The sequence below is a fragment of the Saccharothrix saharensis genome, from assembly GCF_006716745.1.
In the GTDB taxonomy this organism is placed as follows: domain Bacteria; phylum Actinomycetota; class Actinomycetes; order Mycobacteriales; family Pseudonocardiaceae; genus Actinosynnema; species Actinosynnema saharense.
The window spans coordinates 5902660-5929185 of the sequence record NZ_VFPP01000001.1; the positions used below are offsets into that span (position 1 = coordinate 5902660).

Genomic DNA, 26526 nt, shown 5'->3' on the forward strand with positions numbered 1-26526 from the left:
GGACCCCTGAATTCAACGTTCAAGACGAGCGGCCCTGTCCTGAACGTAGAACTCAGGGGTCCTGGAGGTTCGACACTCGGGACCTGAGTGTTCGACTCTCGGGTGGGGTTGGGAGACCTCGTCCCGCGTGTCGATGCCGCTGCCCGGTGGCGTGCGCGGCAACGCGCCGTCCGTCGTCAAATAGACGTACGCGGGCATCCGGGTCCGGAAGATCGACACGGATCCGGGCCGGCAGGCCGACCGCCGTGACGCGACCGAGCACCCGCCCGAAGTGCGGTGCGGCGCCGACCCGTCGTGCAGCAGGGCTTCCACCGCGCCGGACGACATCGCGCCGCCGACGCCCCACAGCACGAACCCCACCGCGAAGCCGGTGAAGCCGGGCAGCGAGGTCCACGGGGCGTACCCGGCCGCCTGGCACACGCCGGCCCCGACGACGGACCACTTGCGCGAGAACCGGTCCGCGAACGCGCCGAACGGGATCTCCGCCACCACCGCGACCGCGGACCGGATCGCGAACAGGGCGGAGACCTCGACGTCCGACAGCCCGGTGGACACGAACAGCAACGCGTACAGCGGGTAGATCGGCACGGTGTCGGCCAGGACCGCCCAGCCCACCGCGAGGCGGGCGAGCGGCCGGGCCGGGGGCGGTAGGGGCGTCAACCGAAGCGCATGGCCGAGGCTGACCCGCACCCGGTCCGGCCGTCGTGCCGTTTACCCGGCGACCGGCGCGGACTCGACCCCGTCGGCCTTCCGCCGCCGGGACCGGGCGCTCAGCACGGCGTCGACCACCAGGAACGCGAGCAGGCTCAGCCCGAACAGCGGGATGAACCAGCCGACCGCCGCCGCGACCACGAGCACGGCGACGAGCTGCGCCCGCGGCACCTTGCGCCACTGGCCACGCGGCACGGGCCGGCCGAAGCCGCGCGTGGGCCGGCGCAGCCACCAGATCCGGTAGCCGAGCCCGACCAGCGCCACCAGGCCGAGCCCGACGGCCAGCAGCAGGAGCTGGTTGGGCCAGCCGAACAGCACGCCCATGTGCAGGTCGATGCCCCACCGGGTCAGCTTGGCCGCCACCGGGTAGTCGGCGAACCGCACCTGGTCGACCACCTCACCGCCGTTGACGGCGACCGCGTCCACCTGCGTGGGCCACGAGCGGTCGATCTCGGTGACGTTCCACGCCATGCCCGCCATGGGCGGCACGGTGATCTCGATCAGCCCGGCGTCGATGCCCGCCGCGCGGGCCGTGGCCAGCACGGAGTCCACCTGGCCCGGCGACGGCGGGATGGGGTCGGACATGTCGTGCCCGGCGTGGTCGCCGCCGCCCGCCAGCGCGGGCGTGGTCCAGTTCAGCGCCTGCCGCAGGTCGGCCACGTTCTCGCCCGCGTACGCGGACCAGGTCAGCCCGGTCGCGGACAGGAACAGCGCGCCCACCAGCACGGACAGGCCGACGGTCGCGTGCTTGCGGGTGGTCGGCTTCGTGCGCTGGGCGCGGCGGCGGGTGAACCACAGGACCACGCCGCCCAGCGCCACCACCCACAGCCAGGACGCCGCCAGCTCGCTGTAGAGCCGGCCGGGTTCACCGAGCAGGAGGTTGCGGTGGACCTGGTCGATCGTGGTGCGCAACGGCAGCACGCCGCTGGTGCCGTAGGTCATCAGCTCGCCGACCACGGCGCCGTCGGCCGGGTTGACGAACACGGTCGGGCGCGCGTCGCCGTCACCGGCGAACAGCACGCGGGTGGTCGCGCCCGGCTCGGGCGCGGGCCGGATGGCGACCAGGTCGGCGTCCGGCCGCACCGCCATCGCGGCCTTGACCTGCTCCGACAGCGGCACGGTCGACGTGGACGCGGGCACGCGCAGCTGGTCGGAGTAGAGCCACGACTCCAACTGCGGTGTCGCGGCGTAGAGCACGCCGGTGAGGGCGGCGATGAGCACGAACGGGCCGACGAGCACGCCCGCGTAGAAGTGGAAGCGCAGCACGAGGCCGCGCCAGGACTCGGTCATGGCGAGAACTCCCGGGTATGGGGTGATGCCACCGGTCCCGGGGTCGGGACGGTGGTGGGGACCTGCGCATACCTAGGAGCGGGGCGGACCTCGGCGGGGCAGCGTGCGGCGGCGCAGCACCTCCGAGAACGACTGCCGCGGGTGGGCGGCGATCGGGATGCGCAGCGGCGCGAACGCGGGCGGCGGGCTCAGCGGGCGGGGCAGCACGGCCGCCACGGCGGCGGCCAGCCGGAACACCGCCTGCTCGAAGCCCGTCAGGGCGGCGACGACGATCGCCGTGGCGACGAGGTGGGTCAGCAGCATCGAGGGCGACGGCAGCACGTCGCGCGGGTGTCGCGACAGCGCGCCGAGGAAGACGTGCGCGGCCACCTGCACGACGCCGACGAGGCCGAGGAGCTCGGCGAACCCGAGCTGCCGGTCGGTCAGCGGCACGCACGTCCACGCGATGGCCAGCGCGAACACCAGCACGTGCGGCAGGGACGGCAGGTGGCCGCCTCCGCTCGCGTGGGCGAGCACGGCCAGCAGCCCGGTGGACAGCCCGACCGCGCCGCAGCGCACCACGCGCGCGGCTCCTCGGGTCGGGGCCGGTGCCACGCTTCCGCAGCGTACTGGGGCCGGCCAGGGTGTGAGAAGAACGAATCTGCGGTGCCCGACGACGGGCTCGTCCGGACTTCGCGGCCCGGACGAGCCCTATTCGCCGCTATTCACCCACCTCGGTTGGAATGTCGTCCAATGGGGTTGGAATACCGCCGGTCAGTTGTAGGGCATCCCACCGAACGGGCTGGTTGAGACCTGTGCCGCAGTCGTGAAGACGGCGACGAGCAGGGCGGCGACGAGCACTCGGGCGATGCGCATGCGTTCTCCAGGGAAGGGGTCGGGGGAATTCCGGCGATTACCCTGGCAGTACTCGGACGGAAACGGGGCGGAATCATCGTGAACAATTGGATAACTGGTTTGACGACCAAGTAAATTGCCACGCAATGTAACATCTTGTTAACGCGGAGTTAGCAACGTATTCTCACGGTGTGCGCGCCGTCACAGTGCGTCTCGCCGGTCGCGAGCGTGAGCTGGGCCGCCTCCTGGCGCTGGTGGACGACCTGTCCCAGGGGCGGGGCGCCGCGCTGCTCGTCGAGGGCGAGCCGGGGATCGGCAAGACGGCGCTGGTCCGCGCGGCGTGCGACGCCGCCGCGGCACGCGGGTTCCGGGTGTGCCGTGGTGCGGGCGACGAACTCGGCCGGCCCCTCCCGCTGTTACCCCTGCTGGACGCGCTCGCCGTGGCCCGGTCGGAGAGCGCGGGCGCCACCGCCGAACGCCTGCTGGCGCGCGTGGACGACCTGTGCGCGATCGGGCCCGTGGTGCTGGTGCTGGACGACCTCCAGTGGGCGGACGAGGCCAGCGTCGCGGTGTGGCGGCGGCTGGCGGGGCTCGTGCCGCAACTGCCGCTGCTGCTGGTCGGCGTGCTGCGGCCGTTGCCGCGCCGGGACGACCTGGCCGTGCTGCGCGTGGACGTGCCCCGGCTGCCGGTGCCGCGCCTGCCGCCGGCCGCCGTGGTGGAGCTGACCGGGCGGCTGGTCGGCGGCACGCCCGACGAGGCGCTGTCGCGGCTGGCCGAGGACGCCGGCGGCAACCCGCTCTACCTGGTCGAGCTGGTCGAGGCGCTGGTGCGCGGCTCGGCGGTCGAGGTCGACGCCGGGGTGGCCCGGTTGGTCGACGCGGGCGTGCCGCCGTCGCTCTCGGCCGCCATCGCGGACCGGATCGGGTTCCTCGGCGCGGACGTCCGGCGCGTGCTGGTGGCCGCCGCGCTGCTCGGGGTGGACTTCCCGGTCGCCGACCTGGCCGCCGTGCTGGGCAGGCGCGTGGTGGAGCTGCTGCCCGCGTTGCAGGAGGCGACCGTGGCGGGCGTGCTGGTGGACGGCACGGCCGGCCTGTCGTTCCGGCACCCCCTGGTGCGCACCGCGCTGTACGACGAGGTGCCCGAGGCGGCACGGGCCGCGTGGCACGCCGAAGCGGCGCGGGCGCTGGCCGACACGGGCGCGGGCGTGGACCGGGTGACGCGGCAGCTCCTCGCCGCCGACGACCGGATGCCCGACTGGGTCGCGGACTGGCTCGTCCGGCACGGCTCGATGCTCGTCGCGCACGCGCCGGAGGCCGCGGTGGACCTGTTCGGCCGGGTCGTGGTCGCGCCGAACGCGGGTGCCCGGCGCGGGGTGCTGCTCGCGCACCTGGCCGAGGCGAGGTTCCGGCTGGGCGACCACCACGGCGCGGAGGCCGTCGCGCTGGCCGGGCTGGAGCACGGCACGCTGGTCGACCTGCACTGGACGTTGGCGCAGTGCCGCAGCATGACCGGGCGCTCGGCGGAGACGCTGGTGGAGGTGGGGCGCGCGCTCGCGGCACCGGACGTCACGCCGTCGGACCGGGCGCGGCTGCTGGTCGTGGCCGCCCGCGCGCACTGGGACCTCGGCGAGCTGGACGACGCCGAACGGCTCGCGCAGGCCGCGCTGGTCGGCGGCGACCGGTGGGCCACGAGCTGGGCGCTGCACGTGCGCACGATCGTGGCGATGGCGCGGGGCCGGATGGCCGAGGCGCTGCCGCTGTTCGACCGGGCGCTGGCGGTGGCCATGGGCGAGCCGGCGACGTCGGACCTGCGGCTGCTGCTCCAGATCAACCAGGCCGTGACGCTGGGCGAGCTGGACCGCGGCCCGGAGGCCATCGCGTCCGCGCAGGTGGTGCGGCACGCGGCCGACCAGGTCGGCAACCTCGTGCGGCTCGGGCAGGCGCAGAGCGCGCTGGGCCAGTTGCTGCTCGACGCCGGCCGGTGGGACGAGGCGCTGGTCGACGTCGACCTGCTGGCCGACGACCTGAAGCACCCGATGGTGTCCCGGTGCGACCACGGCGTGGCCGCGTTGATCCACCTGCACCGGGGTGACGCGGCGGGCGCGCGGCAGCACCTGGACGCGGCCGGCACGGGGCTGGAGGGACACGTGATCGGGCCGCTGGCGCTGGCCGTGAGCCTGTCGCTGGAGCAGGCCGGGCGGGTGCGCGAGGCGTGGTCTGTGCTGGGCGGGTGGGACTGCGTGGAGGACCTGCTGCCCGACTTCGTGCGGCTGGCCGTGGAGCTGGGTGAGGACGCCGCCGACGCGGTCGCGCACGCCGAGGCGCTGGCGGCGGAGCTGGACGTGCCGCACCGGCGGGCGTCGGCCGCGTGCTGCCGGGCGCTGGTGTCGGCCGACCCGGTCGGGCTGCTGCACGCGGCCGAGGAGTACCGGGTGGCGGGCCGGCCGCTGTTCCGGGCCAAGGCGCTGTCGGCGGCGGCCGAGCTGTTCGCCGCGGCGGGCGACCGGACGTCGGCGCGGGCGGCGTTGAGCCACGCCGTGGACGTGCACGCGGAACTCGGCGCGGACTGGGACTCGACCCGCCTGCTGGCCCGGCTGCGCGGGCACGGCATCCGGCGCGGCCCGCACGCCAAGCACCGGCGGGCCACGCACGGGTGGGAGAGCCTGACCCCGATGGAGCTGAAGGTCACCGAGCTGGTGGTGGCCGGGCTGTCGAACCGCCAGATCGGGGAACGGCTGTTCCTGTCCGGCCGCACGGTGGCCACGCACGTGTCGCACGTGCTCGCCAAGCTCGGCGTCCGTTCGCGCACCGACATCGCCCGCGAGGGCATCCGGCGCCTGGGCGCGTCGGGCTAGGGGGACGGGAAGCACTCCCGCGCCCAGGTGGCGTACGAGCGGGCGGGGCGACCCAGCACCTGCGCCACGGCGTCGGACAGCAGCGAGCCGTCGCCTTCGCGCACCGCCCGCACGCCCTCCGCGTACTCCGGGGGCAGCGACTCCAGGGGGACGTCCACAGTGGACAGTTCGCGGCCGAGGACGTCGGCCGGCACGGCCACCTGCTCGGGCACGTTCAGCAGTTCCGGGCCGGTGAGCGCGTACGTGCGGCCGCCGTGGTCGTCGAGCAGCGCCCGCACCGCCACCTCGGCCAGGTCGCGCGGGTCCACCACGCCGAGCCGCGTGTCGCCCATCGGGTTCGGGATCGGCTCCCCCGCGGCGATCAGCGGCGCCCACTGCGCCGAGTTCGACGCGAACAGGCTCGGGCGCAACAACGTCCACGCCGGGAACGCGCGGGCCGCCTCCTCGCCGGGCCGGTGCCACCCGGCGACCGGGCCGACCGGGATCGCGGACAGCTTCACGACCTTCGCGACCCCCGCGCGCTTCGCCGCGTCCAGCACTGCGAGGTCGTAGGCGGGCAGGTCGGCGGTACCCGGACCGAGCAGGAACACCGCGTCCACGCCGTCCACCGCCCGGTCGAGGGACGCCGGGTCGGCGTGGTCGCCGCGCACCTGGTCGCCCGTCGGCGTGCGGGACATCGCGCGGAACGCGACACCCCGGTCGGTGAGGAGTCGGACGACTTCGCGGCCGGTGGTGCCGGTGGCACCCGTGATCAGCAACATGGGACGAGTCTGGGCCGGGCGCCGCGGGAAGGTCTTGGACGTTCCGGCGGTTGTGCCGGACGTGGAACACCGTCTGCGGCCGTGGGTCCGGGATCGGCGTCCAGTCGTTCGAGGCGGGCGGCACGGTCGTGCACGCGCCGGACACGGCCACCACGTTGGTGCTGTGCAGCGCCTCGGAGGGCGCGTACGTGGTCGGCCCGCGCGACCGGGCCCGCTACCGCGTGGGCGGCGACGCGCGGCGCACCGTCGTGCGGCTGGCACCGGGCCGGGCCCGGGCGGTGCTGGACGTGCCGGTGGACGAGCTGGTCGACCGGGTCGTGCCGCTGGGCGAGGTGTGGGGCCGTCCGGTGGGGGACGAGGCCGCGTTGCGGTCGGCGTTGCTGCGCCGGGTCGCGGCGGTCGATCCGAAGCGGTCGGACCTGGTGCACGCGGCGGCACGGCTGTTGCGCGCGCACGGCGTGGCGGAGACGGCACGGGCGCTCGCGGTCAGCGAACGGCACCTGCGCACGGTGTTCACCCGGGCGGTCGGGTTGTCGCCCAAGCAGTTCGCCCGGGTGGACCGGGTGCGCCGGGTGGTGGCGCGGGGCCGGCGCGGCGGGTGGGCGCGGCTGGCGGCCGAGCTCGGCTACTACGACCAGGCGCACCTGAGCCGCGAGTTCCGGGCCACGATGGGCGTGCCGCCGGACGCGTACCTGGCGGGCGACCTGCCGGCCGCGACCTACTGCTAGGGGTCACGGCTGCTGGAGGTCCCGGGCGAAGAACAGGGCGACCTCGCCGGCTGCGGGCGTGCCCCGGTAGAACGTGGTGTCCAGGCCGCACAACGTGAACCCGGCCCGCTCGTAGGCGCGCACTGCCGGCACGTTCACCGACGACGTCTCCAGCCACGCGGTCGACGCGCCGTGCTCGCGGCCGTGCGCGCAGGCGTGGTCGAGCAGGGCCCGGCCGATGCCGCGCCCGCGGTGTCCCGGCGCGACGGTGATCCGCGCGATCACCAGCCGCCGGTGCCAGTCCTCCGGCTCGACGGCGACGAACCCGCGCACGCGTGGGCCGTCGGCGGCGACGAACACCGTGCCACCGGGGTCGTCGTCGGGTGGGAAGACCTTGTGCAACGGCGGGTCGACCTCCGCCGGGCGCAGGGCGAAGCCGTCGGCCGTGACGACGACGTCCAGCACGGTGTCGGTGGTGAACGAGTCGTCGAGTGCGGCGACCTGGTCGAGGTCGGCGGGCCGGGCGCGGCGCAGTTCCACGGCGCTACAACCTGGCCTTGCGCACGGCGGTGGTGCTGATCCAGGCCGCTTGGCCGACCAGCCCCGCCACGGCGAGCCACAGCGCGGTCCGGGAGCCGAGCCGGTCGGCCAGCGCGCCGCCGAGCAGCGCGCCGAACACGATCATGCCCCGGTTCACCGACCGCATGGTGGCGTTCATCCGGCCCAGGAGCCGGTCGGGCGTGATCGACTGCCGGTAGCCCATCTCCACCGGTCCGTCCAGGGTGGCCGACAGGTAGAACACGAACTGCGCCGCGCACAGCAGCACGAAGCCGCCCGTGCCGGACGTGGCCAGGGGTACCAGCGCGTAGCCCACCGGCGTCAGCCAGCGGGCCGCCACGATCACCGGGCCGACGCCGAACCGCCGTCCCGCCGGACCGGACAGCGACGCGCCGAGCAGCCCGCCCAGCCCGCCGGCGGCGAACGTCACGCCGAACAGGAACGCGTCGAACCCCAGCTCGTCGAGCACCAGCACGCTGTAGATGCCGATCACCATGGACGTGAACAGGAACCACGCGTGCGACGCGAACGCCAGCGGCCGCAGCACCTCGTGCCGGTAGACCCACCGCAGCCCTTCGCGCACCTCACCGCGCAGGTCGCGCTTCGGCGGCGGCTCGACCGGCCGTTCCGCTCGGCGCAGGGTGACCAGCACCAGACCGGAGACCAGGTACGAGACGGCGTCGACGAGCACGGCGAGCGGTCCGCCGATGACCTTGACCAGCGCGCCGCCCGCCAGTGGCCCCAGACCCTGCGCGGCGGCCCGGGTCTGCTCCAGCCGGGCGTTGGCGTCGGTGAGGCGCTCGACGGGCACGAGCACCGGCAGGAACGACTGGTGCGCCGCGTCGTGGAACAGCGACAACGTCCCGAACACCAGCACCAGCGCGAGCAGCAGCGGCATGGTGAGCGTGCCGGTGGACGCGGTCAGCGGGACCAGCGCCAGCACGACGGCGCGGGCCACGTCCGCGCCGACCAGCACCGGCAGCCTGCGGCGGCGGTCCACCAACGCGCCCGCGACCAGCCCGAACAGCAGGTAGGGCAGCCAGCGCGCGGCTTCGAGCATGCCGGTCCCGACGGCGGTCGCGCCGAGCGTCAACACCGCTACGGCCTTGAGCGCCAACGCGGTGACGTGCGTGCCGGCCAAGGACACCGTGTCCGCGGCCCAGAACCGGACGAACCCCCTGTGGTGCGACAACGTCGTGCGATCGCTCATGCGGCCACCCCCCCCGGGTCCACCTTCCCAGACGTGCCCGCGAATGGCGGAACCACCGCGTTCCGGCCGCACCACGACCGTCCACTCCGGCGCCCGGTCACCCGACGAGACCGGCGCGCACGTCCGGCCTCGGTCGTGCGGGGACTGGGCGGCGGTAGGCGGGTGACGCCGGGGAGCCGAGGCCTGACCTCACCGCCGCGCCGCGCGGGCCAGTGCCCGGCCGATGACCCGGGCGGCGTCGGGGAAGCGGGCCGGGTCGGGGCCGGAGTAGTTGAGGCGGATGAACGAGCCGGGGGGTTCGGCCGGGAACCACTCCGCGCCGGGTGCGATCACCACGCCCTCGGCCTCGCAGTCGCGCACCAGCCGGTCCCGGTCGGTCGCGTCGGGCAGCCGGGCCCACAGGTTCAGCCCGCCGGGCGGCACGTGCTCCAGGTGCGCGTCCGGCACGTGCTCGGCCAGGCAGGCGGCCAGCAGGTCGCGCCGGGCTCGCAGGTGGTGGCGCAGCGCCCGCAGGTGGGCGCGCCACCCGGGTTGCGTGACGACGTCGAGCGCGGCGGCCTGGAGCACGCCCGCGACGTACATCGACTCCGCGCCCCGGTCGGCCAGGACGCGGTCGCGCGCCGGGCCGCGGGCGATGACGGCGGCGACCCGCACGGCCGGTGACACGCTCTTCGTCAACGAGCGCAGGTAGACGACGTGGCCCTCGTCGTCGTGCGCCGCGACGGGCCGCGCGGTGGTGTCGATGCCGAAGTCGTGCGCCCAGTCGTCCTCCACCAGGAACGCGCCGTGCGCGCGGACGACGTCCAGGACCTGCCCGACCAGTTCGGGTGACCACTGCGCCCCGGTGGGGTTGGCGTAGTTCGGCTGCGCGTAGAACGCGCGCGCCCCGGTCTCCTCGAACGCCCGCGCCAGCTCGTCCGGGTCCGGGCCGGCCGCCCCGCTCGGCACCGGGACCAGCCGCACGCCGGCCTGGGCCGCGGCCAGGATCGCGCCCCAGTAGGTCGGCGACTCGACCAGCAGCGGCCGGCCGAAGCCGACCAGCGCGCGGAACGTCGAGCTGAGGCCGCTCTGGCTGCCCGGCAGGACCACCACGTCGCGCGGCGCGGGCGGGGTGACGCCGGCCGGCGTGGCCCGGCCGAGCTCGCCCGCGAACCACGCCCGCAGCTCCGGCAGGCCGGCGGTGTCCGAGCGGGTCAGCGCCGCGTCGGCCCGGGCGGCCCGGGCGAGCGCGGCGCGCACGAGCCGTTCGGGGAGCAGCTCGCGGTCCGGGTAGCCGGAGTGCAGGCCGATCGCGTCCGGCGACTGGCCGCGCAGGGGCGTGGCCAGGACGGGCAGGGGCGCTCGCGGTGAGCGCAGCGCACCGGTCTGCCAGCCGTAGTCCGGCGGCCGCACGGTCCGCACGGTCCGGACGAACGTGCCGACACCGGGCCGGGACTCGACGAGCCCCTGCGCGGCCAGCACGTGCATCGCCTTCTGGACCGTCACCGGGCTCGCGCCGTACTGGGCCGTCAGCGCCCGGTTGGACGGCACCCGCGTGCCCGGCGGCGCTTGCGCGATCCAGGCGCGCAGACCGGCCACGATGCGCGCGCTGCTATCGTCGGACATGACAGCCAACGATAGCGTTACTGTTCCCCCGCCGCCGGTGCTATCGCCCGCGCGAGCCGGCTTGGGATGGGGCCTGCTCGGCGTGGTGGCGTTCTCGTTCACCGTGCCGTTCACCCGGGTCGCCGTCGCGGGCCTGTCGCCGCTGTTCATCGGCGCGGGACGCGCGGTCGTCGCCGCCCTGCTCGCCGCGGTCGCGCTCACCGTCACCGGGCAGCGCCTGCCGACCGGTGCGCAGTGGGCGCGGTTGGCCGTGGTCGCCGGCGGGGTGGTGGCGGGCTTCCCGCTGCTGACCTCGTTCGCGCTCACGACCGCGTCGGCCGCGCACAGCGCCGTGGTGATCGCGTTGCTGCCCGCCGCGACGGCCGTCATGGCCGTGGTGCGCGGCCAGGAACGGCCGCCGTCGCTGTTCTGGGGCACGGTGGTGGCGGGTGTGGTGGCGGCGTTGGCGTTCGCGTCGTCGTCCGGCGGCGGGTTCGGGCCGCCGAGCTGGTCGGACGTGCTGCTGTTCGGCGCGGTGGCCACGGCGGCGGTCGGCTACGCGGAAGGCGGGCTGCTGGCCCGTGAGCTCGGCTCGTGGCAGACGGTGTCGTGGGCGCTGGTGCTGTCCTCGCCGGTGATGATCACCCTGGCGGTCGTCTCGGCCGTCCAGCGACCGCCCGCGGGGACCGCGACGCAGTGGGCGGCGTTCGGCTACCTGGCCGTGGTGAGCATGTTCCTCGGCTTCTTCGCCTGGTACCGCGGCCTGGCGATCGGCCCGATGGCGCGGGTCAGCCAGGTGCAGCTGGTCCAGCCGGTGCTGGGCATCGGCTGGGCGGCGCTGCTGCTGCGCGAGCGGCTGACCTGGCCGACCGTGCTCGGCGGTGTCGCCGTGGTGCTGTGCGCGGCCGTCGCGGTGCGGGTCCGCCTCGACCGCGGGTGACGCCGTGCCGCGGGCGTCAGCAGGACGCGGCGCGGTCGAGCAGCAGCTTGCGCTCCCGCTCGTTGCGGGTGAGCCCGGCCGCCCGCTCGAACTCCACCCGGGCCTCGGCGTGCCTGCCCAGCTTGACCAGCAGGTCGCCGCGCACGCTCGGCAGCAGGTGGTAACCCTTCAGCGCGGGCTCGTCCAGCAGCTCGTCCACCAGCTCCAGCCCGACCTCCGGGCCGAACGCCATCCCGATCGCCACCGCGTGGTTCAGCTCCACGATCGGTGACGGCGCGACCAGCGACAACGCCTCGTACAGCCCGGCGATGCGGGTCCAGTCGGTGTCCTCCGGCACGCGTGCCCGCGCGTGGCACGCGGCGATGGCGGCCTGCAACGCGTACGGCCCGCCCGCGCCGCCCAGCGACTCCGCCCTCGCCAACGCCGCCAGGCCGCGGCGGATCAGCAGCTGGTCCCAGCGCGCCCGGTTCTGCGCCGGCAGCAGCACGGGTTCGCCGTCCGGCCCGACGCGGGCCTTGGTCCGGGACGCCTGGATCTCCAGCAGCGCCACCAGACCGTGCACCTCGGGCTCGCGCGGCATGAGACCGGCCAGCACGCGGGCCAGCCGCACCGCGTCCTCGCACAGCGCCGGGCGCATCCAGTCGTCGCCCGCGGTGGCCGAGTAGCCCTCGTTGAAGATCAGGTAGATCACGCCGAGCACGGACGCCAGCCGGGCGTCCCGCTCGTCCTCCGCCGGGACCTCGAACGGGACACCGGCCTTGGCCAGGGTCTTCTTCGCCCGCACGATCCGCTGCGCCACGGTCGCCTCGGGCACGAGGAACGCGCGGGCGATCTCGTCGGTGGTCAGGCCGCCGAGCATGCGCAGCGTCAACGCGACCTGCGCCTCCGTCGAGAGCACGGGGTGGCAGGCGGTGAACACCAGCCGCAGCAGGTCGTCGTCGATCTCACCGACCTTGGCACCGGCGTCCGGCTCGTGGTCGAACGCGGTGTCGCGCCCGACCTGCTCCAGCTTGCGCTGGTAGTTGCGCTCGCGCCGGATCCGGTCGACGGCCCGGTTCTTCGCCGCCGTCATCAGCCACGCGCCCGGGTTGCGCGGCACGCCCTGCTCCGGCCACTGCTCCAAGGCCGTGACCAGGGCGTCCTGGGCCAGCTCCTCGGCCAGGCCGACGTCGCGCACCATCCGGGCGAGCCCGGCGATCAGGCGCGCGGACTCGATCCGCCACACCGCCTCGACCGCGCGACGCGCATCGGTAGCCACCACGACCCGGGATCAGATCAGCTACCGATGCGCGTCGGCAAGCGGCACGGCGGCCCCTCAGCCCTGCGAGGCGCGTGCCTCCTGCTCGGCACGCAGCTCGCGCTCGCGGTCCTTCAGCTCCTCGGAGGCGTTGACGAAGTCGTCCTCGGTGAAGACCTGCCGGATCTCGATCTGCGACTCCTCGCCGGTCGGGTTCGGCACCCGCTTCACCCACTCGACCGCTTCCTCCAGCGACTTGACCTCGATCAGCCAGAAGCCCGCGATCAGCTCCTTGGTCTCGGTGAACGGGCCGTCGACCACGGTGCGCTTGTCGCCGGAGAAGTAGACCCGCGCGCCCTTCGAGCTGGGGTGCAGGCCTTCGCCCGCCAGCATCACGCCCGCCTTGACCAGCTCCTCGTTGAACGCGGCCATCTCGTTGAGCATCTCCGCGCTCGGCTGAGCCCCGGCCTCGGTGTCCTCGGTCGCCTTCACGATCACCATGAAACGCATGTCGTTCTCCCCTGTCCGTTCGTCGGCCGGTACATCCTGGCCGCTACTGACGCGACGATCGAGCGGGGGCGTGGATCGACACGTGCGACGAGGTTTTTCCAAGATTTTTTCGCGAGCCCCTGACCAGCGGTTCTAGGTGATGGGTGAGCCGCCGGTGACTCCGATGACCTCGCCGGTGATGTAGCTGGAGTCGGCCGAGGCGAGGAAGACGTACAGCGGCGCCAGCTCCGCGGGCTGCCCGGCGCGGCCCATCGGCGACTGCTCGCCGAAGTCCTCCACCTTCTCCGGCGGCATGGTGGCCGGGATGAGCGGCGTCCACACCGGACCGGGGGCGACCGAGTTCACCCGGACCTTCCGGTCGACCAGGTTCTGCGCCAGGCCCTTGGTGAAGTTCACGATCGCCGCCTTGGTGGTGGCGTAGTCGAGGAGCTGGAAGGAGGGCTGGAAGCCCTGGATGGACGACGTGGTGATGATCGAGGAGCCCTCGGGCATGTGCGGCACGGCGGCCTTGCACAGCCAGAACATCGCGTACACGTTCGTCTTCATGACGCGGTCGAACTGCTCGGTGGTGATGTCGAGCAGGCCGCCCTCCTGCGCCATCTGGTAGGCGGCGTTGCTGACCAGGACGTCGATCCGGCCGAACTCCTCGACCGCCCGCGCCACGACCGCCGAGCACTGCGCCTCCTCGACGAGGTCGCCCGGGACGGTGACCGCCTTGCGGCCGGCCTCCTCCACGAGCCGCGCGGTGTCGCGGGCGTCCTTCTCCTCGGCGGGCAGGTAGGAGATCAGCACGTCGGCGCCCTCGCGCGCGAAGGCCAGCGCGACGGCCCGCCCGATGCCGGAGTCGCCGCCGGTGATCACGGCTTTCTTGTCGGTGAGCCGTCCCGTGCCGCGGTAGGTCTCCTCACCGTGGTCGGGGGTGGGACGGACGTCGTCGGTCAACCCTGGGTACTTGATGGGGGTCTCGGCCATGACCGCAGGGTGCCCAGGTGCGCCCGACCTGAACACGTCGAAGGGCGCGCCTCCGGGTGGGAGGCGCGCCCTTCGGGCGTGATGCGGGGGTGTCAGCGGCGCAGCGCGCGCTGGACCGTGAAGGCACCGGGGCCCAGGACGGCCAGCAGCAGGAAGACCCAGCTGTAGACGGCGGCCAGCTCGCCCATGTTGTGCATCGGCAGCAGCGCTTCCGGCTGGTGGACGGTGAAGTAGGCGTAGGCCATCACGCCGGAGAGCACGAACGCCGCCGGCCGCGCGGCCAGCCCGGTCAGCACCAGGACCGCGCCGACCAGTTCGATGACGCTGCCGTACCAGCCCGGCCAGGAGCCGAACGCGACCGCGCCGCCCTGGCCGTCGACGCCGCCGAGGAAGCCGAGGCCCTGGAGGCCGTGCAGGCCGAACAGGAAGGAGACGACGACGCGGAACGCGGCGAGCACCAGGTCGTTGCGCTTGGCGGCGGCGGCGGCGGTGGCGGGGTGGGCGGCGGCGCGGCGGGTGTCGGTCGTGGTGGTCATCTCGGGCTCCCCATCTCGGTGGTCTCACTGGGACGACGAACGGGGACCCGGCCGGATCGACACGGCCGCGGAAGTTTTTTCGCCGAGTTCGACCCGGAGGGTGAACCTGCTGGTCGGAGCGGGTAGGCGCTGGCCGCGGCGGAAGAAGCGGACCCGGTGCGGGTCGGCCGCCTCGGCGCGCATGGCCGCCAGGTCGGCCTCGGTGGGCGCGCGGGCGACCGACGGTCCGGGCCGGTGGTCGAGCGGCGGTGGCGGCCCGTGGAAGTCGACGTCGTCGGGCAGGGGAGGGCGGTCGACCCGGCACGCGACCAGGCCGTCGGTGTCGGGCAGGTCCAGGGGCAGCACGGGCCCCGGCCAGAAGTAGTCGAGGTCGTCGGGGACGTCGGGGAACAGCGGGCGGTAGTGGTCGGGGTCCTTGCGCAGGAGGGCGGACCGGTGGCTGAGGTGCAGGTCGTCGTCGCCCAGCCAGGGCGGCAGGAGGCCTTCGGCCAGGCACCACGACCACGACGGCTCGTCGCCGCCGGTGAAGTCGAGCAGGGTGGCGCGCAGCCCGTCGCGGTGGCCCCGGCGTCGCCACTCGTCGCACACGGCCACGCCGTAGGCGACCAGCGCGGGCGTGAACCCGCGCCACATCAGCACCGCCGGGTGCCGCTTCCAGCCGTAGTCGGGCCAAACCAGGGCGCGCAGGATCTGCAAGGTCTCCACGCGCTGCTTGCCGAGCCGCCGCGAGTCGAGGGTGGCGGCGCTGGCGGCGAAGGTGGCGCGGGGCAGGAACGTCTGCACCCCAGCGAGCTACCCCGGGAGCGGCCGGTCAAGCGCGTGACGTCCAACAGACCGGTGGGCTGTTAGCCTGCGGCGGTGGAGTTCCAGCGCGCGAGGCGGCCCGAGCAGGTGGAGCAGCGGCGGCGCGCGATCCTCGACACGGCCTGCGCGATGCTGCGGGAGCGGCCGGTCGCCCAGATCAGCCTGCGCGAGCTGAGCGACCGGGTGGGGCTCGCGAAGTCGAACGTGCTGCGGTACTTCGACAGCCGCGAGGCGATCTTCCTCGAGGTGCTCGACCGGGAACTGGGTGCGTGGCTGGACGAGGTGGAGGAGTCGCTCGGGTCGCTGGGCCCGGATGGGTCGGTCGGCGGGGCCGAGGCGGTCGCGCGGGTGGTGGCGGCGACGTTGTCGGGCCGGCCGTTGCTGTGCGAGTTGATCAGCGGCATGGCGGGCGTGCTGGAGCGGAACATCCCGGTGGACTTCGCGCGCGTGGTCAAGCGCCGGGCGAACGAGCACCAGGCCCGGCTGGCGAACCTCGTGCGGGCCCGGGTGCCGGTCCTGGGCGAGGCCGCCGCGCACCACTTCGCCACCTCGGTGCTGGTCATGACGGCCGGCCTGTGGCCGCACGCGAACCCGACCGACGCGGTGGCCCGGGTGATGCGCGAGCTGGGCGGGCCGCCGGCGGGCGAACTCGTGCGGGAGGGGCTGACCGAAGGCCTGGTCAACCAACTGGTCGGCCTCGTCGTCCGTGCCTGACCCGGGCCGGGTCGGGACGGCCTAGGGTTCCACCCCGTGAAGGCACTCGTGGTTCGCGGTGGTTGGCCGGGGCACTCGCCGGTGGTGGTGACCGACTCGTTCCTGCCGTTCCTGCGGTCGTCGGGGTTCGCGGTGGACGTGTCGGACTCGCTGGACGTGTACGACGAACGCCTCGGCTCCTACGACCTGGTCGTCCAGTGCTGGAGCGACGGCGAGCTGACCGACGACCGGTTCGCGTGCCTGGACGCGGCGGTCCGGGGTGGGACGGGGTTGGCCGGGTGGCACGGCGGCCTGGTGGACGCCTTCCGCCACTCCCGTGGCTACATGCAGTTGGTCGGTGGGCAGTTCGTCGCTCATCCAGGTGATTTCGTGGACCACCGAGTGGACATCACCTCGACTCACTCGATCGTGGCGGGCATCGAGGGGTTCGACCTGCGGACCGAGCAGTACTGGGTCCTCACCGACGGCCTGAACGACGTGCACGCGACCACCACGTTCGCCGCCGCCGACCCGTGGCACGCCCCGCTGACCGTGCCCGCCGTGTGGACCCGCCGCTGGGGCGCGGGCCGGGTCTTCGCCTGCACGATCGGCCACCACCCGGCCGACCTCGACCTGCCGCCGGTCCGCACGCTGGTCGAACGCGGCCTGCTCTGGGCCGCCCGCCGCTGACGCGCGCAGCCCGCGGGCCGTCGGCTCACTCCCCCGACGCGGGCAGGGCGGCGGGCTCCGAGTCGGCCAGGTTCTCCGGCAGCCGCAGGCCCTCGTGCAGCGGCACGAGCTCGGATTGCAGCACGAGAGCGGCACCGCCGATCGCGGACGCCGTGGCGGCCGAGCGGGACAGGCGCACGTCCACCCCGTGCGCCGCGCGCGAGAAGAAGGTGCGGTTCAGCTCGTCGCGCACCACGGGCAGGTACACCGACCCCGCGATGGCGAAGCTCGGCCCGGTGAGCACCAGGACCTCCAGGTCCATGATGTTGGCCAACGTCCGCGCCGCCACCGCGATGTAGCGGGCCGACCGCTCCAGGATCGCCGACGCGGCCGGTTCGCCCCGCCGCGCCGCCCGGCTCACCGCGGCGAAGTCCGACGACACCGACCGCGCCCGTCCGGTCAGCCCGGCCGCGCCGGCCAGGTCGGCGTCCGCGCGGGCCGCCGCGACCACGGCCGCGGGCCCGGCCAGCGCCTCCACGCACCCGCGCGCGCCGCACCAGCACTCCGGCCCGTCGGCGTCCACGCAGATGTGCCCGATCTCCCCGGCGTTGCCGCTGCTGCCGCGGTAGGTGATGCCGTTGATGACCAGGCCCGCACCGATGCCCGTACCCATGTAGAGCGCCGCCGAGATGGCCGTGCCGCCGATGCCGCCCGACCAGTGCTCGCCCAGCGCCGCCGCGGTGGCGTCGTTGTCCAGCACCACCGGCAGGCTCGTGGCCCGCTCCAGTTCCTGGTCGAGCGGGAAGTCCTCCCACTTGCGCATGGACGGCGGGGTCAGGCCCATGCCGGTGTCCGAGCTGAGCGGTCCGGGGGAGACCAGGCCCAGGCCGAGCACCCGGTTGTGGTCGACGCCGACGCCGTCGATCAGGCCCTTGACCTCGGCGGCCATCCGCGTCACGACGGTGCGGGGCTCGGCCGCGCCCGCGCCCGCCCTCGAAATGCGCGCGACCACCGATCCGCCGAGGTTGGTCAACACGTAGGTGATGCCGGCGTGGTCGAGGTGGACGCCCACGGCGTAGCGGGAGGAGTGGTTGAGCTGGAGCAGCACCCGCCGCTTGCCACCGGTGGACTCGGCGCGCCCGGTCTCGACGACCAGGCCCTCGTCGATGAGCCTGCGGACGACGGTCGAGATCGTGGCGCCGGTGAAGCCGGTGGCGTTGATCAGGCCGACCCGGCTGATCGTGCCGGCCGCGCGGATCACGTCCAGCACGGCGGCCTTGCTGCTCGCGTGTTGCGTCGCCCGCGCCGGTCCGCTCACGTGGTCCCCCGCGTTCGCCTTAGTTCATTCGTCGGCCGAAGGATAGCAACTTGACCCGCAGATGACGCAGAGGTGTTGACTTCGTTTCTTCGATGACTTAACAATCTGCCTCAACGCGGGACCGCGGCCGGTCTCGGGCCACGAGAGGAATCGACGATGTTCCTGAAGGCAAGGCGCTCCTCACGGGCGCGCACTGCGGCGGCCGGTCTGGCCGCGGTCGCCCTGCTGGCGACGGCGTGCGGCGGATCGAGTTCGTCGGGTGACGCGAACAAGGACACCCTGGTCGTCTACACCGGCCAGTCCGGTGACTGGCAGCTGAACTTCAACCCGTACTCGCCCACGATGCTCGAGGGCCCGGGCACGATCTTCGAGCCGTTGTTCTTCTTCAACAACATCCGCGACGTGGAGCCCCGACCCCGCCTGGGCAAGAGCTTCAAGTGGAACGCCGACGGCACCCAGCTCGACGTCGAGCTGCGTGACGACGCGAAGTGGAGCGACGGGCAGGAGTTCACCGCCGAGGACGTCGTCTTCACCCTCGACATGGTCAGCAAGAACGCGACCATGAACAGCACCGGCTACAAGGGCGTCGCGACCGCCGTGGACGACACCCACGTGACGATCAAGTTCACCGAGCCGTCCTTCATGGACGGCCCGCAGGTCCTCGGCCGGATCTGGATGGTCCCCCAGCACAAGTGGAAGGACATCGCGACCCCGGCGACCGACGTCGTCAAGGAGCCGGTCGGCACCGGCCCGTTCATGCTCGACGAGTTCAAGGCCCAGGCGTTCACGCTCAAGTCGAACCCGGCCTACCACTCCGGCGAGCCCGCCCTGAAGAAGATCCGCTACCTCGCGCTGTCGGGCAACCAGTCCGGTGAGGCCGCGCTGAAGCAGGGCCAGATCGACTGGCAGACCGGCCCCGTCCCGGACATCGCCAACGTCGAGAAGAACTACCCCGGCTACAAGGCCATCACCATCCCGATGAACCAGGTGGCCCTGTTCACCTGCTCCAACGCCGCCCTGGGCTGCCAGGGGCCGCAGACCGACGTCGCCGTCCGCAAGGCGATCTACTACGCGGTCAACCGCACCCAGATCAACTCGCTGGCCTTCGAGAACACCGCGAGCGAGGTCTCGCCCGGCGCCGCGCTCCTCGAGCGGGACAAGGACCAGATCTCCGGCGAGCTGCAGGAGAAGACCGCGCCGATGCAGCCCGACGAGGCCAAGGCCACGCAGCTGCTGGAGAGCGCCGGCTACGCCAAGGGCGGCGACGGCATCTACGCCAAGGACGGCAAGCCGCTGGCCATGACCCTCAAGGTCGTCGCCGGCTGGACCGACTACATCACCGCCGTCGACACCATGTCCCAGCAGCTGCAGAAGGTCGGCATCAAGGTGACCGCGCAGCAGGTGTCCTGGAACGAGTGGTCCGACGCGCGTGGCCGCGGCAACTTCGAGCTGCTGATCGACTCGCTGCACCAGGGCCCGGCGCCCGACCCGTTCTACAACGCGTCCTACTTCTTCAGCACCGCCACCACGGCGAAGGTCGGCGAGACGGCCAACCCGAACTTCTCCCGGTTCTCCAACCCCGCGGTGGACGCCGCGCTCGCCGCGCTGAAGGGCATCGACCCCGAGGACGACGCCGCCCGCCAGCCGCACTTCGACACCATCCAGACCGAGATCGAGAAGTCGCTGCCCTACATCCCGGTCCTGACCGGCGGCACCACCAGCGAGTACAACGCCAAGAAGTTCACCGGCTGGCCCACCAAGGACGACCTCTACTCGTTCCCGGCCGTCTGGGCGCGCCCCGAGCACTCCGAGATCTACCTGAAGCTCAAGCCGGCCGGCCAGTGAACGACTGAGTGAGGCGATAGGCGGACCGATGAGGTACTACGCCCGAAAGTTCGCGTTCTACGTGGTCGCCCTCTGGGCGGCGCTGACGCTGAACTTCTTCATCCCGAGGCTCATGCCGGGCAACCCGGTGGACATCCTCATGGCGAAGCTCGCGCAACGCGGCGGAACCGTGGACCCGTCGGCCCGCAGAGCGTACGAGCTGCTGCTCGGCACGAACAGCGGCGAGTCGCTCTTCCAGCAGTACCTGTCCTACCTGGGCAACATGGTCCGGGGTGATCTGGGCATCTCGGTGAGCGCGTTCCCGGCGCCGGTGTCCCGGATCATCTCGGAGGCCCTGCCCTGGACCCTGATGCTCGTCGGCATCGCGACGTTCCTGTCGTTCGCGTTCGGCATCGTCCTGGGCACGTTCGTCGGTTGGCGGCGCGGCACCTGGCTGGACAGCCTGGTGCCCGCCACCACCGTGCTCGCCGCCGTGCCGTACTTTTGGCTGGCGCTGATCCTGGTCGCCCTGCTGTCCTCGGCGTGGGGCTGGTTCCCGCTGCAGGGCGGCTACGACGTGATCCTCTCGCCCGGCTGGAACGCCGAGTTCATCGGCTCGGCGATCTACTACGGCACGCTGCCCGCGCTGACCATCGTGATCTCCTCGGTCGGCGGCTGGCTGCTGGGCATGCGCAACATGATGGTCTCGGCCACGGCCGAGGACTACGTGCTCACCGCCAAGGCCAAGGGCCTGCGCGACTCCCGGATCATGATCAGGTACGCGGCGCGCAACGCCGTGCTGCCGTCCGTGGCCGGGTTCGCCATCTCGCTCGGCTTCGTGGTGGCCGGCTCGATCATCACCGAGCAGGTGTTCTCCTACCCGGGCATCGGGTCGAAGCTCCTGCAGGCCGTGCAGAACAACGACTACGCCCTCATGCAGGGCATCTTCCTGGTCATCACGGTCGCCGTGCTCGGCGCGAACCTCGTGGTCGACCTGCTCTACGCCGTCATCGACCCGCGCACCCGCGTCAGCGGCTGAGAAGGGGAACGGACACCGTGACGAATCTCAGTGCTGTCACCGTCGATGCTCCGCGCGGGCGGGCCGGCTGGCGGTCGATGCTGCCGCGCTGGTCGCCCAAGCTCGGCGTCGGCCTGGTGCTGATCGGGCTGATCTCGTTCCTCGGCCTGATCGGCCCGCTGCTGGTCGGCGACCCGAACGCGATCCGCGACATGGGTCTGACCGCGCCGGGCGGAGAGTTCTGGCTCGGCACCACGCAGACCGGCCAGGACATCGTGCCGCAGCTCGCCCACGCCACCCGCGGCTCGCTCTACATCGGCCTGATGGTCGGCGTGATGGCGACCGCCCTGTCGGCGTTGTTCGGCATCGTCGGCGCCTACGTCGGCGGGATCGTCGACGAGGCCTTCTCGCTGTTCTCCAACGTGATGCTGGTGATCCCAGGGCTGCCGCTGGTGATCGTCATCTCCGCGTTCGTGCCGGCCGACCAGCGCGGCACGTGGACGATCGCGGTGGTGCTGGCGATCACCGGGTGGGCGGCGTCGGCCCGGGTGCTGCGCGCCCAGACCCTGTCGCTGCGCAACCGCGACTACGTGGCCGCGGCCAAGGTGTCCGGCGAGAAGCCGTGGCGCGTCATCACCGTCGAGATCCTGCCGAACCTGCTGCCGCTGCTGGCCTCGCAGTTCGTGTTCTCGGTGATCTACGCGATCCTCAGCGAGGCGGGCCTGTCGTTCCTCGGCCTGGGCGCGTCCAACTCGTCCACGCTCGGCACGATGCTCTACTACGCGCAGAACGGCTTCGCGCTGCAACGCGAGGCGTGGTGGTGGTTCGTGCCGCCCGGCCTGATCATCGCCCTGTTCGGCTGCGGCCTCGCGCTGGTCAACTTCAGCATCGACGAGATCATCAACCCCAAGCTGCGCGACATCCCCCGCCGCGCGACGGCGGAAGCCGTGCGCACGCCCGCGCCCGTGCCACCCGCGGACGACGACGTCGTGCTCACCGTGAACGACCTGTCCGTCGTCTACCAGGTGGACAAGCCGGTGCACGCGGTCAAGGACGTGTCGATCACCCTGCGCCGGGGCGAGATCCTGGGCCTGGCGGGCGAGTCCGGCTGCGGCAAGACGACCCTGGCCTACGCGATCAACCGGCTGCACCGCCCGCCCGCCGAGGTGACCACCGGCTCGGTCACGTTTCATGATCGTTCCGGCCAAGACCGCGAGGGCGGCGACGTGGACGTGCTGGCGCTGACGCCGGGCGAGCTGCGGGCGTTCCGCTGGTCGAAGCTGTCGATGGTGTTCCAGGGCGCGATGAACGCGCTCAACCCGGTCATCTCGATCCGGGCGCAGCTGGACGACGTGCTCACCACGCACCGCCCGGGGATGACGAAGGCGCAGCGCAGGGCCAAGTGCGAGGAGGTGCTCGAACTGGTCGGCGTGGACGTGCGGCGGCTCGGCTCCTTCCCGCACGAGCTGTCCGGCGGCATGCGGCAGCGCGTGATGATCGCCATGGCGCTCCTGCTCGACCCCCAGGTCATGATCATGGACGAGCCGACGACCGCGCTGGACGTGGTCGTGCAGCGGGGCATCCTGCGGGAGATCCTGCGACTGCGCGACGAGATCGGCTTCGCCGTCCTGTTCATCACCCACGACCTGCCGCTGCTGCTCGAACTCGCCGACCGCATCGCGGTGATGAAGGAGGGCGAGGTGGTCGAGTACCGCGCCGCCCAGGACATGTTCGACAACCCCGAGCACCCCTACACCCGCCGGCTCCTCGACTCGTTCCCCAGCCTGACCGGCGACCGCGGCTCGTTCGTCCGCTCAGGCGAGCAGCTCACGCCGGTCCGCGAGTCCGGCGAGCCCACCCCGTCCGGAGGCGTCCGATGACCACGTTGGAAGCTCGCGACCTGGTCAAGGACTTCCACGTCCGGGTCGGCCTGCGCCGGGTCCGGCTGCGCGCGGTGGACAACGTCTCGTTCACCCTCACGCCCGGCCGCACGGTCGCGCTGGTCGGCGAGTCCGGCTCCGGCAAGTCCACCATCGCCCGCATGATCGCCCGGCTGGAGAAGCCCAGCGGCGGCGCGATCAGGCTCACCGGCCCGGACGGCGCGAAGGTGCCCGAGCGGGAGTACCGGGACAACGTGCAGATGGTGTTCCAGGACCCGTTCGCTTCGTTGAACCCGTTCCACACCATCGAGCACCACCTCGTCCGGCCGTTGAAGCTGCACGGCAAGCCGCACGGCTGGGAGGACGTCGTGCAGCTGCTGGAACGCGTGTCCCTGCCCGGCCGCGACATCGCCGGCCGCAGGCCGCACGAGTTGTCCGGCGGCCAGCGGCAGCGCGTGGCCATCGCGCGGGCCCTGGCGCCGGGCGCGAAGGTCGTGGTGGCCGACGAGCCGGTGTCGATGCTGGACGTCTCCATCCGGCTGGGCGTGCTGAACCTGATGGCCCGGTTGCAGCGCGAGGAGGACCTGGCCGTCCTCTACATCACGCACGACCTGGCCACCGCCCGGCACTTCTCCGACGACATCCTCGTGCTCTACAAGGGGCGGGTGGTCGAACGGGGACCGGCCGACGAGGTCATCCTCAACCCGCAGCACCCGTACACCAGGATCCTGGCCTCCGCCGCGCCGAACCCGGAGGCGCGCGGCCGGGCCGTGGAGATCGACCCGGCCGACGTGGCACGCGCCGGGGCCGCCGCCGCGTTCGACCACAACACCGGTGCGTGGGAGGAAGTCGCCACATGACGGTCACCTGGTCCACCGGCGCGATCAGGCTGCTGCTCACGCACGGCGACGACCGGCCGGTGAGCCTGCTCTCGCTGCGCCCCGACGGGCCGGTCGAGGGGGTCGGCGTGCCGCTGGTCGAGGTCCAGGCCATCGGGCACGGTCGGTTCCCCGGCAGCCACCGCTACGCCGACACCACGATCGGAGCGCGCCTGCGCTACCGCTCGCACAGCGCGTCCGCGGACGAGCTGCGGGTCGTGCAGCACGACCCGGTGAGCGGGCTGGTGGTGACGTCGGTGTTCCAGGGCGTCGCCGGCGTGCCCGCGGTGCGGACGTGGACCGAGGTGGCGGTGGAGGGCGAGCCGGTCCAGCTCCAGGCCGTGACGTCGCTGTCCACCGGGGCGTTCCTGGTGGACTCGGGCCGTTCGGTGGACGAGGTGGACCTGGTGCACGCCGACTCCGACTGGGTCGCCGAGTCGCGCTGGCACCGCACGCCGCTGCGCGAGGCCGGCCTGGTGGCGATGGACCCGACCGTGCACGACCACGCGTCGCGCAGCCGGTTCGCGCTGACGTCGCGCAGCTCGTGGTCCACCGGCGAGCACCTGCCCACCGGCGTGCTGGTGGCGCGGGACGACAGCTGGGCGCTCGCGTGGCAGATCGAGCACAACGGCGCGTGGCACTTCGAGGTGGGGGAGACCGTCGCCGGCGCGTACCTGGCGCTGCTGGGGCCGAGCGACGGTGAGCACCAGTGGGGCCGCGTGGTGTCCGAGGACGACGGCTTCACCACCGTGCCCGTGTCGGTGGCGATCGCCGCCGGCGGCGTGGACGAGGCGATCGGCGCGTTGACCCGGCAGCGGCGGGCGACGTTGCGCAACCGGCGCGCGCCCGAGCTGCCGGTGGTCTTCAACGACTACATGAACACCCTCATGGGCGACCCGACCACGGAGAAGCTGCTGCCGCTGATCGACGCGGCGGCCTCGGTGGGCGCGGACTACTTCTGCGTCGACGCCGGCTGGTACGACGAGGACGGCGGGTGGTGGGACAGCGTCGGCGAGTGGCGGCCGTCGCGGACCCGGTTCCCCGGCGGGTTCGGCGAGGTCGCCGACCACGTCCGGGCGCGCGGGATGGTGCCCGGCATCTGGTTGGAGCCCGAGGTCGTCGGCGTGCGGTCGGCGATGGCCCGGTCGTTGCCGGACGAGGCCTTCTTCCAGCGCCAGGGCGCGCGGGTGGGCGAGCACGGCCGGTTCCACCTCGACTTCCGGCACCCGGCGGCGGTGCGGCACGTGGACGAGGTGGTCGACCGGCTGGTCGAGGAGTTCGGCATCGGCTACATCAAGCTGGACTACAACATCATGCCCGGCGCGGGCACCGACGTCGGTGGGGTGGCGCCCGGTGACGGTCTGCTCCGGCACAACCGGGCGCACCTGGCCTGGTTGGACGCGCTGCTGGCCCGGCACCCCGGGCTGCTGCTGGAGAACTGCGCGTCCGGGGCCATGCGGATGGACTACGCGATGCTGTCGCGGTTGCACGTCCAGTCCACCTCGGACCAGCAGAACCCGTTGCTGTACCCGCCGATCGCCGCCGCCGCGCCCGCGTCCGTGCTGCCGGAGCAGGCCGGGAACTGGGCCTGCGCGCAGCCGGGGATGACGCCCGCGGAGGCGGCGTTCACGCTGGCCACCGGCGTGCTGGGCCGGCTTTACCTGGCGGGGCGGGTGGACCTGATGGACGACGGGCGACGCGCTCTGGTCCGCGAGGCGGTGACCGTCCACAAGGGACTGCGGCCGGAGATCGCCGCCTCGGTCCCGTTCTGGCCGCTGGGCCTGACCGACCGCACCGGTCCGTGGGTGGCGCAGGGGTTGCGTGCGGCGGCGAACAGCTACGTGACCGCGTGGCGGCTGCCCGACGCCCCGCCGGACGTCGAGCTGCCCGTGCCGCACCTGCGCGGCCGGGGCGTCGTGGTGTCGCCGGTGTTCCCGGTGGTGTCGCCGGAGTGGGCCTTCGAGTGGCACGCGGAACGCGGGGTGCTGCGTGCCACCCACAGCGGCGGCACGCCTTCGGCGGTGGTCGTGCGGCTGGGCTCCTGACCGGCGTCAGGGCAGCCGGGGCTCGACCAGTTCGGCGACCCGCATGGCCAACGGGCACGGGTCCTCGGTCGGGCTGCCCGAGTTCAGCACCACGTCGACCCGGGACGACGCCGTGACGCCGAGGAAGATCCCGCAGCTGCCGGTCGCGCCCACGGACTGCTTGGCCTGGTGCCGGCCGACCACCAGCTCCCGCACCACGTTGCCGTTGGACTGGACCTGGTCCAGGCCGGACGTGGTCCGGATGCCGACGCCGAGCAGCGCCTGCTCCGGCGAGAAGGTGCACACCCGCGCCGCGCCGAGCTGCTCCACCACCGGCTCGGCGGTCTGCGCCCCGGTGATCTGCTCGGCCTCCGCCTTGGTGAGCAGGCCGCACGGGTCCAGGCCGTCCAGCGGGCCGCCCCGCGACGGCCCGACCGCGGGCGCGGTGGTGGGGAGCGCCGAACCGCCGGAGGTCGGGGCGGCCGGGCTCTCGGCGGGTCCGCCGCAGGCGACGGTCGAGAGCAGGACCGCGACGGCGGCCAGCGTGGTGCGAGGGTTCACTGGGTCGTTCCCCGGTCGGTCAGGGCGGGAGGGCGCGCCGCCGGCGTTCCGGTCGGTCCTCGCCCCGGTGACGCTCACGACCGGGACCGACACTTCCGTGCGCCGACCGTAGCGCACGTTCTGGGAGCGCTACCAGACCGTTGTTCCCCCGT

General features: G+C 73.2%; 24 protein-coding genes. 10 read left to right on the top strand and 14 right to left on the bottom strand.

What is annotated here, in order from left to right:
• Positions 1 to 12: 12 nt before the first annotated feature.
• The 3 genes from FHX81_RS41385 to FHX81_RS26595 form a co-directional block, all read right to left on the bottom strand.
• Complete coding sequence (locus FHX81_RS41385; protein WP_211363908.1) at positions 13 to 660, bottom strand: MFS transporter; 648 nt, start codon at positions 658 to 660, stop codon at positions 13 to 15.
• A gap of 51 nt (positions 661 to 711) precedes the next feature.
• Positions 712 to 2001: a PepSY-associated TM helix domain-containing protein gene (locus tag FHX81_RS26590; RefSeq protein ID WP_141980774.1), complete on the bottom strand. Its 1290-nt coding sequence runs from the start codon at positions 1999 to 2001 to the stop codon at positions 712 to 714.
• Positions 2002 to 2073: 72 nt separating this feature from the next.
• Entirely contained in the window at positions 2074 to 2595 is a 522-nt protein-coding gene (locus FHX81_RS26595; RefSeq protein ID WP_141980775.1) for a hypothetical protein, read from the bottom strand.
• Positions 2596 to 3026: 431 nt separating this feature from the next.
• Here FHX81_RS26595 and FHX81_RS26600 point away from each other — a divergent pair, with 431 nt between their 5' ends.
• Entirely contained in the window at positions 3027 to 5690 is a 2664-nt protein-coding gene (locus tag FHX81_RS26600; protein ID WP_141980776.1) for a helix-turn-helix transcriptional regulator, read from the top strand.
• Here FHX81_RS26600 and FHX81_RS26605 read toward each other — a convergent pair.
• Positions 5687 to 6451: an NAD(P)H-binding protein gene (locus FHX81_RS26605; protein ID WP_141980777.1), complete on the bottom strand. Its 765-nt coding sequence runs from the start codon at positions 6449 to 6451 to the stop codon at positions 5687 to 5689. The two genes, FHX81_RS26600 and FHX81_RS26605, sit on opposite strands and share 4 nt — an antisense overlap.
• Positions 6452 to 6501: 50 nt before the next feature.
• On the opposite strand from FHX81_RS26605, the gene FHX81_RS26610 reads away from it, so the two are divergent.
• The gene (locus tag FHX81_RS26610; RefSeq protein WP_141980778.1) at positions 6502 to 7179 is read left to right on the top strand and encodes a helix-turn-helix domain-containing protein; all 678 of its coding nucleotides are present in this window, start codon (positions 6502 to 6504) and stop codon (positions 7177 to 7179) included.
• 3 nt (positions 7180 to 7182) lie between these two features.
• Here FHX81_RS26610 and FHX81_RS26615 read toward each other — a convergent pair whose 3' ends face one another.
• From FHX81_RS26615 to FHX81_RS26625, 3 genes are all read right to left on the bottom strand, one after another.
• Positions 7183 to 7698: a GNAT family N-acetyltransferase gene (locus FHX81_RS26615; RefSeq protein WP_141980779.1), complete on the bottom strand. Its 516-nt coding sequence runs from the start codon at positions 7696 to 7698 to the stop codon at positions 7183 to 7185.
• A 4-nt stretch (positions 7699 to 7702) separates the two neighbouring features.
• The gene (locus tag FHX81_RS26620) at positions 7703 to 8926 is read right to left on the bottom strand and encodes an MFS transporter (protein WP_141980780.1); all 1224 of its coding nucleotides are present in this window, start codon (positions 8924 to 8926) and stop codon (positions 7703 to 7705) included.
• A gap of 189 nt (positions 8927 to 9115) precedes the next feature.
• Positions 9116 to 10531, bottom strand: a complete 1416-nt coding sequence (locus FHX81_RS26625) for an aminotransferase-like domain-containing protein (protein ID WP_141980781.1) — start codon at positions 10529 to 10531, stop codon at positions 9116 to 9118.
• Between the two features lie 61 nt (positions 10532 to 10592).
• Between FHX81_RS26625 and FHX81_RS26630 the strand changes: the two genes are divergently transcribed.
• The gene (locus tag FHX81_RS26630; RefSeq protein ID WP_246107984.1) at positions 10593 to 11450 is read left to right on the top strand and encodes a DMT family transporter; all 858 of its coding nucleotides are present in this window, start codon (positions 10593 to 10595) and stop codon (positions 11448 to 11450) included.
• A gap of 16 nt (positions 11451 to 11466) precedes the next feature.
• Here FHX81_RS26630 and FHX81_RS26635 read toward each other — a convergent pair whose 3' ends face one another.
• The 5 genes from FHX81_RS26635 to FHX81_RS40775 form a co-directional block, all read right to left on the bottom strand.
• Positions 11467 to 12711, bottom strand: coding sequence for an RNA polymerase sigma factor (locus FHX81_RS26635; RefSeq protein WP_141980783.1), 1245 nt, complete (start codon positions 12709 to 12711; stop codon positions 11467 to 11469).
• Between the two features lie 54 nt (positions 12712 to 12765).
• Complete coding sequence (locus FHX81_RS26640; protein WP_141980784.1) at positions 12766 to 13197, bottom strand: YciI family protein; 432 nt, start codon at positions 13195 to 13197, stop codon at positions 12766 to 12768.
• Positions 13198 to 13329: 132 nt separating this feature from the next.
• Positions 13330 to 14169, bottom strand: coding sequence for an SDR family oxidoreductase (locus FHX81_RS26645; protein WP_141980785.1), 840 nt, complete (start codon positions 14167 to 14169; stop codon positions 13330 to 13332).
• Between the two features lie 92 nt (positions 14170 to 14261).
• The gene (locus FHX81_RS26650) at positions 14262 to 14705 is read right to left on the bottom strand and encodes a DoxX family protein (protein ID WP_141980786.1); all 444 of its coding nucleotides are present in this window, start codon (positions 14703 to 14705) and stop codon (positions 14262 to 14264) included.
• Between the two features lie 24 nt (positions 14706 to 14729).
• Positions 14730 to 15488, bottom strand: a complete 759-nt coding sequence (locus FHX81_RS40775) for an MSMEG_6728 family protein (protein ID WP_170232181.1) — start codon at positions 15486 to 15488, stop codon at positions 14730 to 14732.
• 75 nt (positions 15489 to 15563) lie between these two features.
• Here FHX81_RS40775 and FHX81_RS26660 point away from each other — a divergent pair, with 75 nt between their 5' ends.
• Positions 15564 to 16223, top strand: a complete 660-nt coding sequence (locus FHX81_RS26660; RefSeq protein ID WP_141980787.1) for a TetR/AcrR family transcriptional regulator — start codon at positions 15564 to 15566, stop codon at positions 16221 to 16223.
• Between the two features lie 36 nt (positions 16224 to 16259).
• Positions 16260 to 16892, top strand: coding sequence for a ThuA domain-containing protein (locus FHX81_RS26665; RefSeq protein ID WP_211363571.1), 633 nt, complete (start codon positions 16260 to 16262; stop codon positions 16890 to 16892).
• A gap of 25 nt (positions 16893 to 16917) precedes the next feature.
• Here FHX81_RS26665 and FHX81_RS26670 read toward each other — a convergent pair whose 3' ends face one another.
• Positions 16918 to 18189 (bottom strand): ROK family transcriptional regulator, encoded by a 1272-nt coding sequence (locus FHX81_RS26670; RefSeq protein ID WP_141980788.1) that lies wholly within the window; start codon positions 18187 to 18189, stop codon positions 16918 to 16920.
• A gap of 156 nt (positions 18190 to 18345) precedes the next feature.
• Between FHX81_RS26670 and FHX81_RS26675 the strand changes: the two genes are divergently transcribed.
• Genes FHX81_RS26675 through FHX81_RS26695 form a run of 5 tightly spaced genes read left to right on the top strand, consistent with a single transcriptional unit; the run spans position 18346 to position 25834 of the window.
• The gene (locus FHX81_RS26675; RefSeq protein ID WP_141980789.1) at positions 18346 to 20034 is read left to right on the top strand and encodes an ABC transporter substrate-binding protein; all 1689 of its coding nucleotides are present in this window, start codon (positions 18346 to 18348) and stop codon (positions 20032 to 20034) included.
• A 28-nt stretch (positions 20035 to 20062) separates the two neighbouring features.
• On the top strand, positions 20063 to 21052 hold the full coding sequence (locus FHX81_RS26680; protein ID WP_141980790.1) for an ABC transporter permease: 990 nt from the start codon (positions 20063 to 20065) through the stop codon (positions 21050 to 21052).
• A gap of 17 nt (positions 21053 to 21069) precedes the next feature.
• Positions 21070 to 22911: a dipeptide/oligopeptide/nickel ABC transporter permease/ATP-binding protein gene (locus tag FHX81_RS26685; RefSeq protein WP_246107985.1), complete on the top strand. Its 1842-nt coding sequence runs from the start codon at positions 21070 to 21072 to the stop codon at positions 22909 to 22911.
• Positions 22908 to 23771: an ABC transporter ATP-binding protein gene (locus FHX81_RS26690; protein ID WP_141980791.1), complete on the top strand. Its 864-nt coding sequence runs from the start codon at positions 22908 to 22910 to the stop codon at positions 23769 to 23771. Before FHX81_RS26685 ends, FHX81_RS26690 begins: the two co-directional genes overlap by 4 nt.
• Positions 23768 to 25834 carry a glycoside hydrolase family 36 protein gene (locus FHX81_RS26695; protein ID WP_141980792.1) on the top strand — a complete coding sequence of 689 codons (2067 nt, stop codon included), beginning with the start codon at positions 23768 to 23770 and terminating at the stop codon, positions 25832 to 25834. The genes FHX81_RS26690 and FHX81_RS26695 overlap by 4 nt, the downstream gene beginning before the upstream one ends.
• 6 nt (positions 25835 to 25840) lie before the next feature.
• Here FHX81_RS26695 and FHX81_RS26700 read toward each other — a convergent pair whose 3' ends face one another.
• Positions 25841 to 26374, bottom strand: coding sequence for a DUF3558 domain-containing protein (locus FHX81_RS26700; RefSeq protein WP_170232182.1), 534 nt, complete (start codon positions 26372 to 26374; stop codon positions 25841 to 25843).
• Between the last annotated feature and the right edge of the window lie 152 nt (positions 26375 to 26526).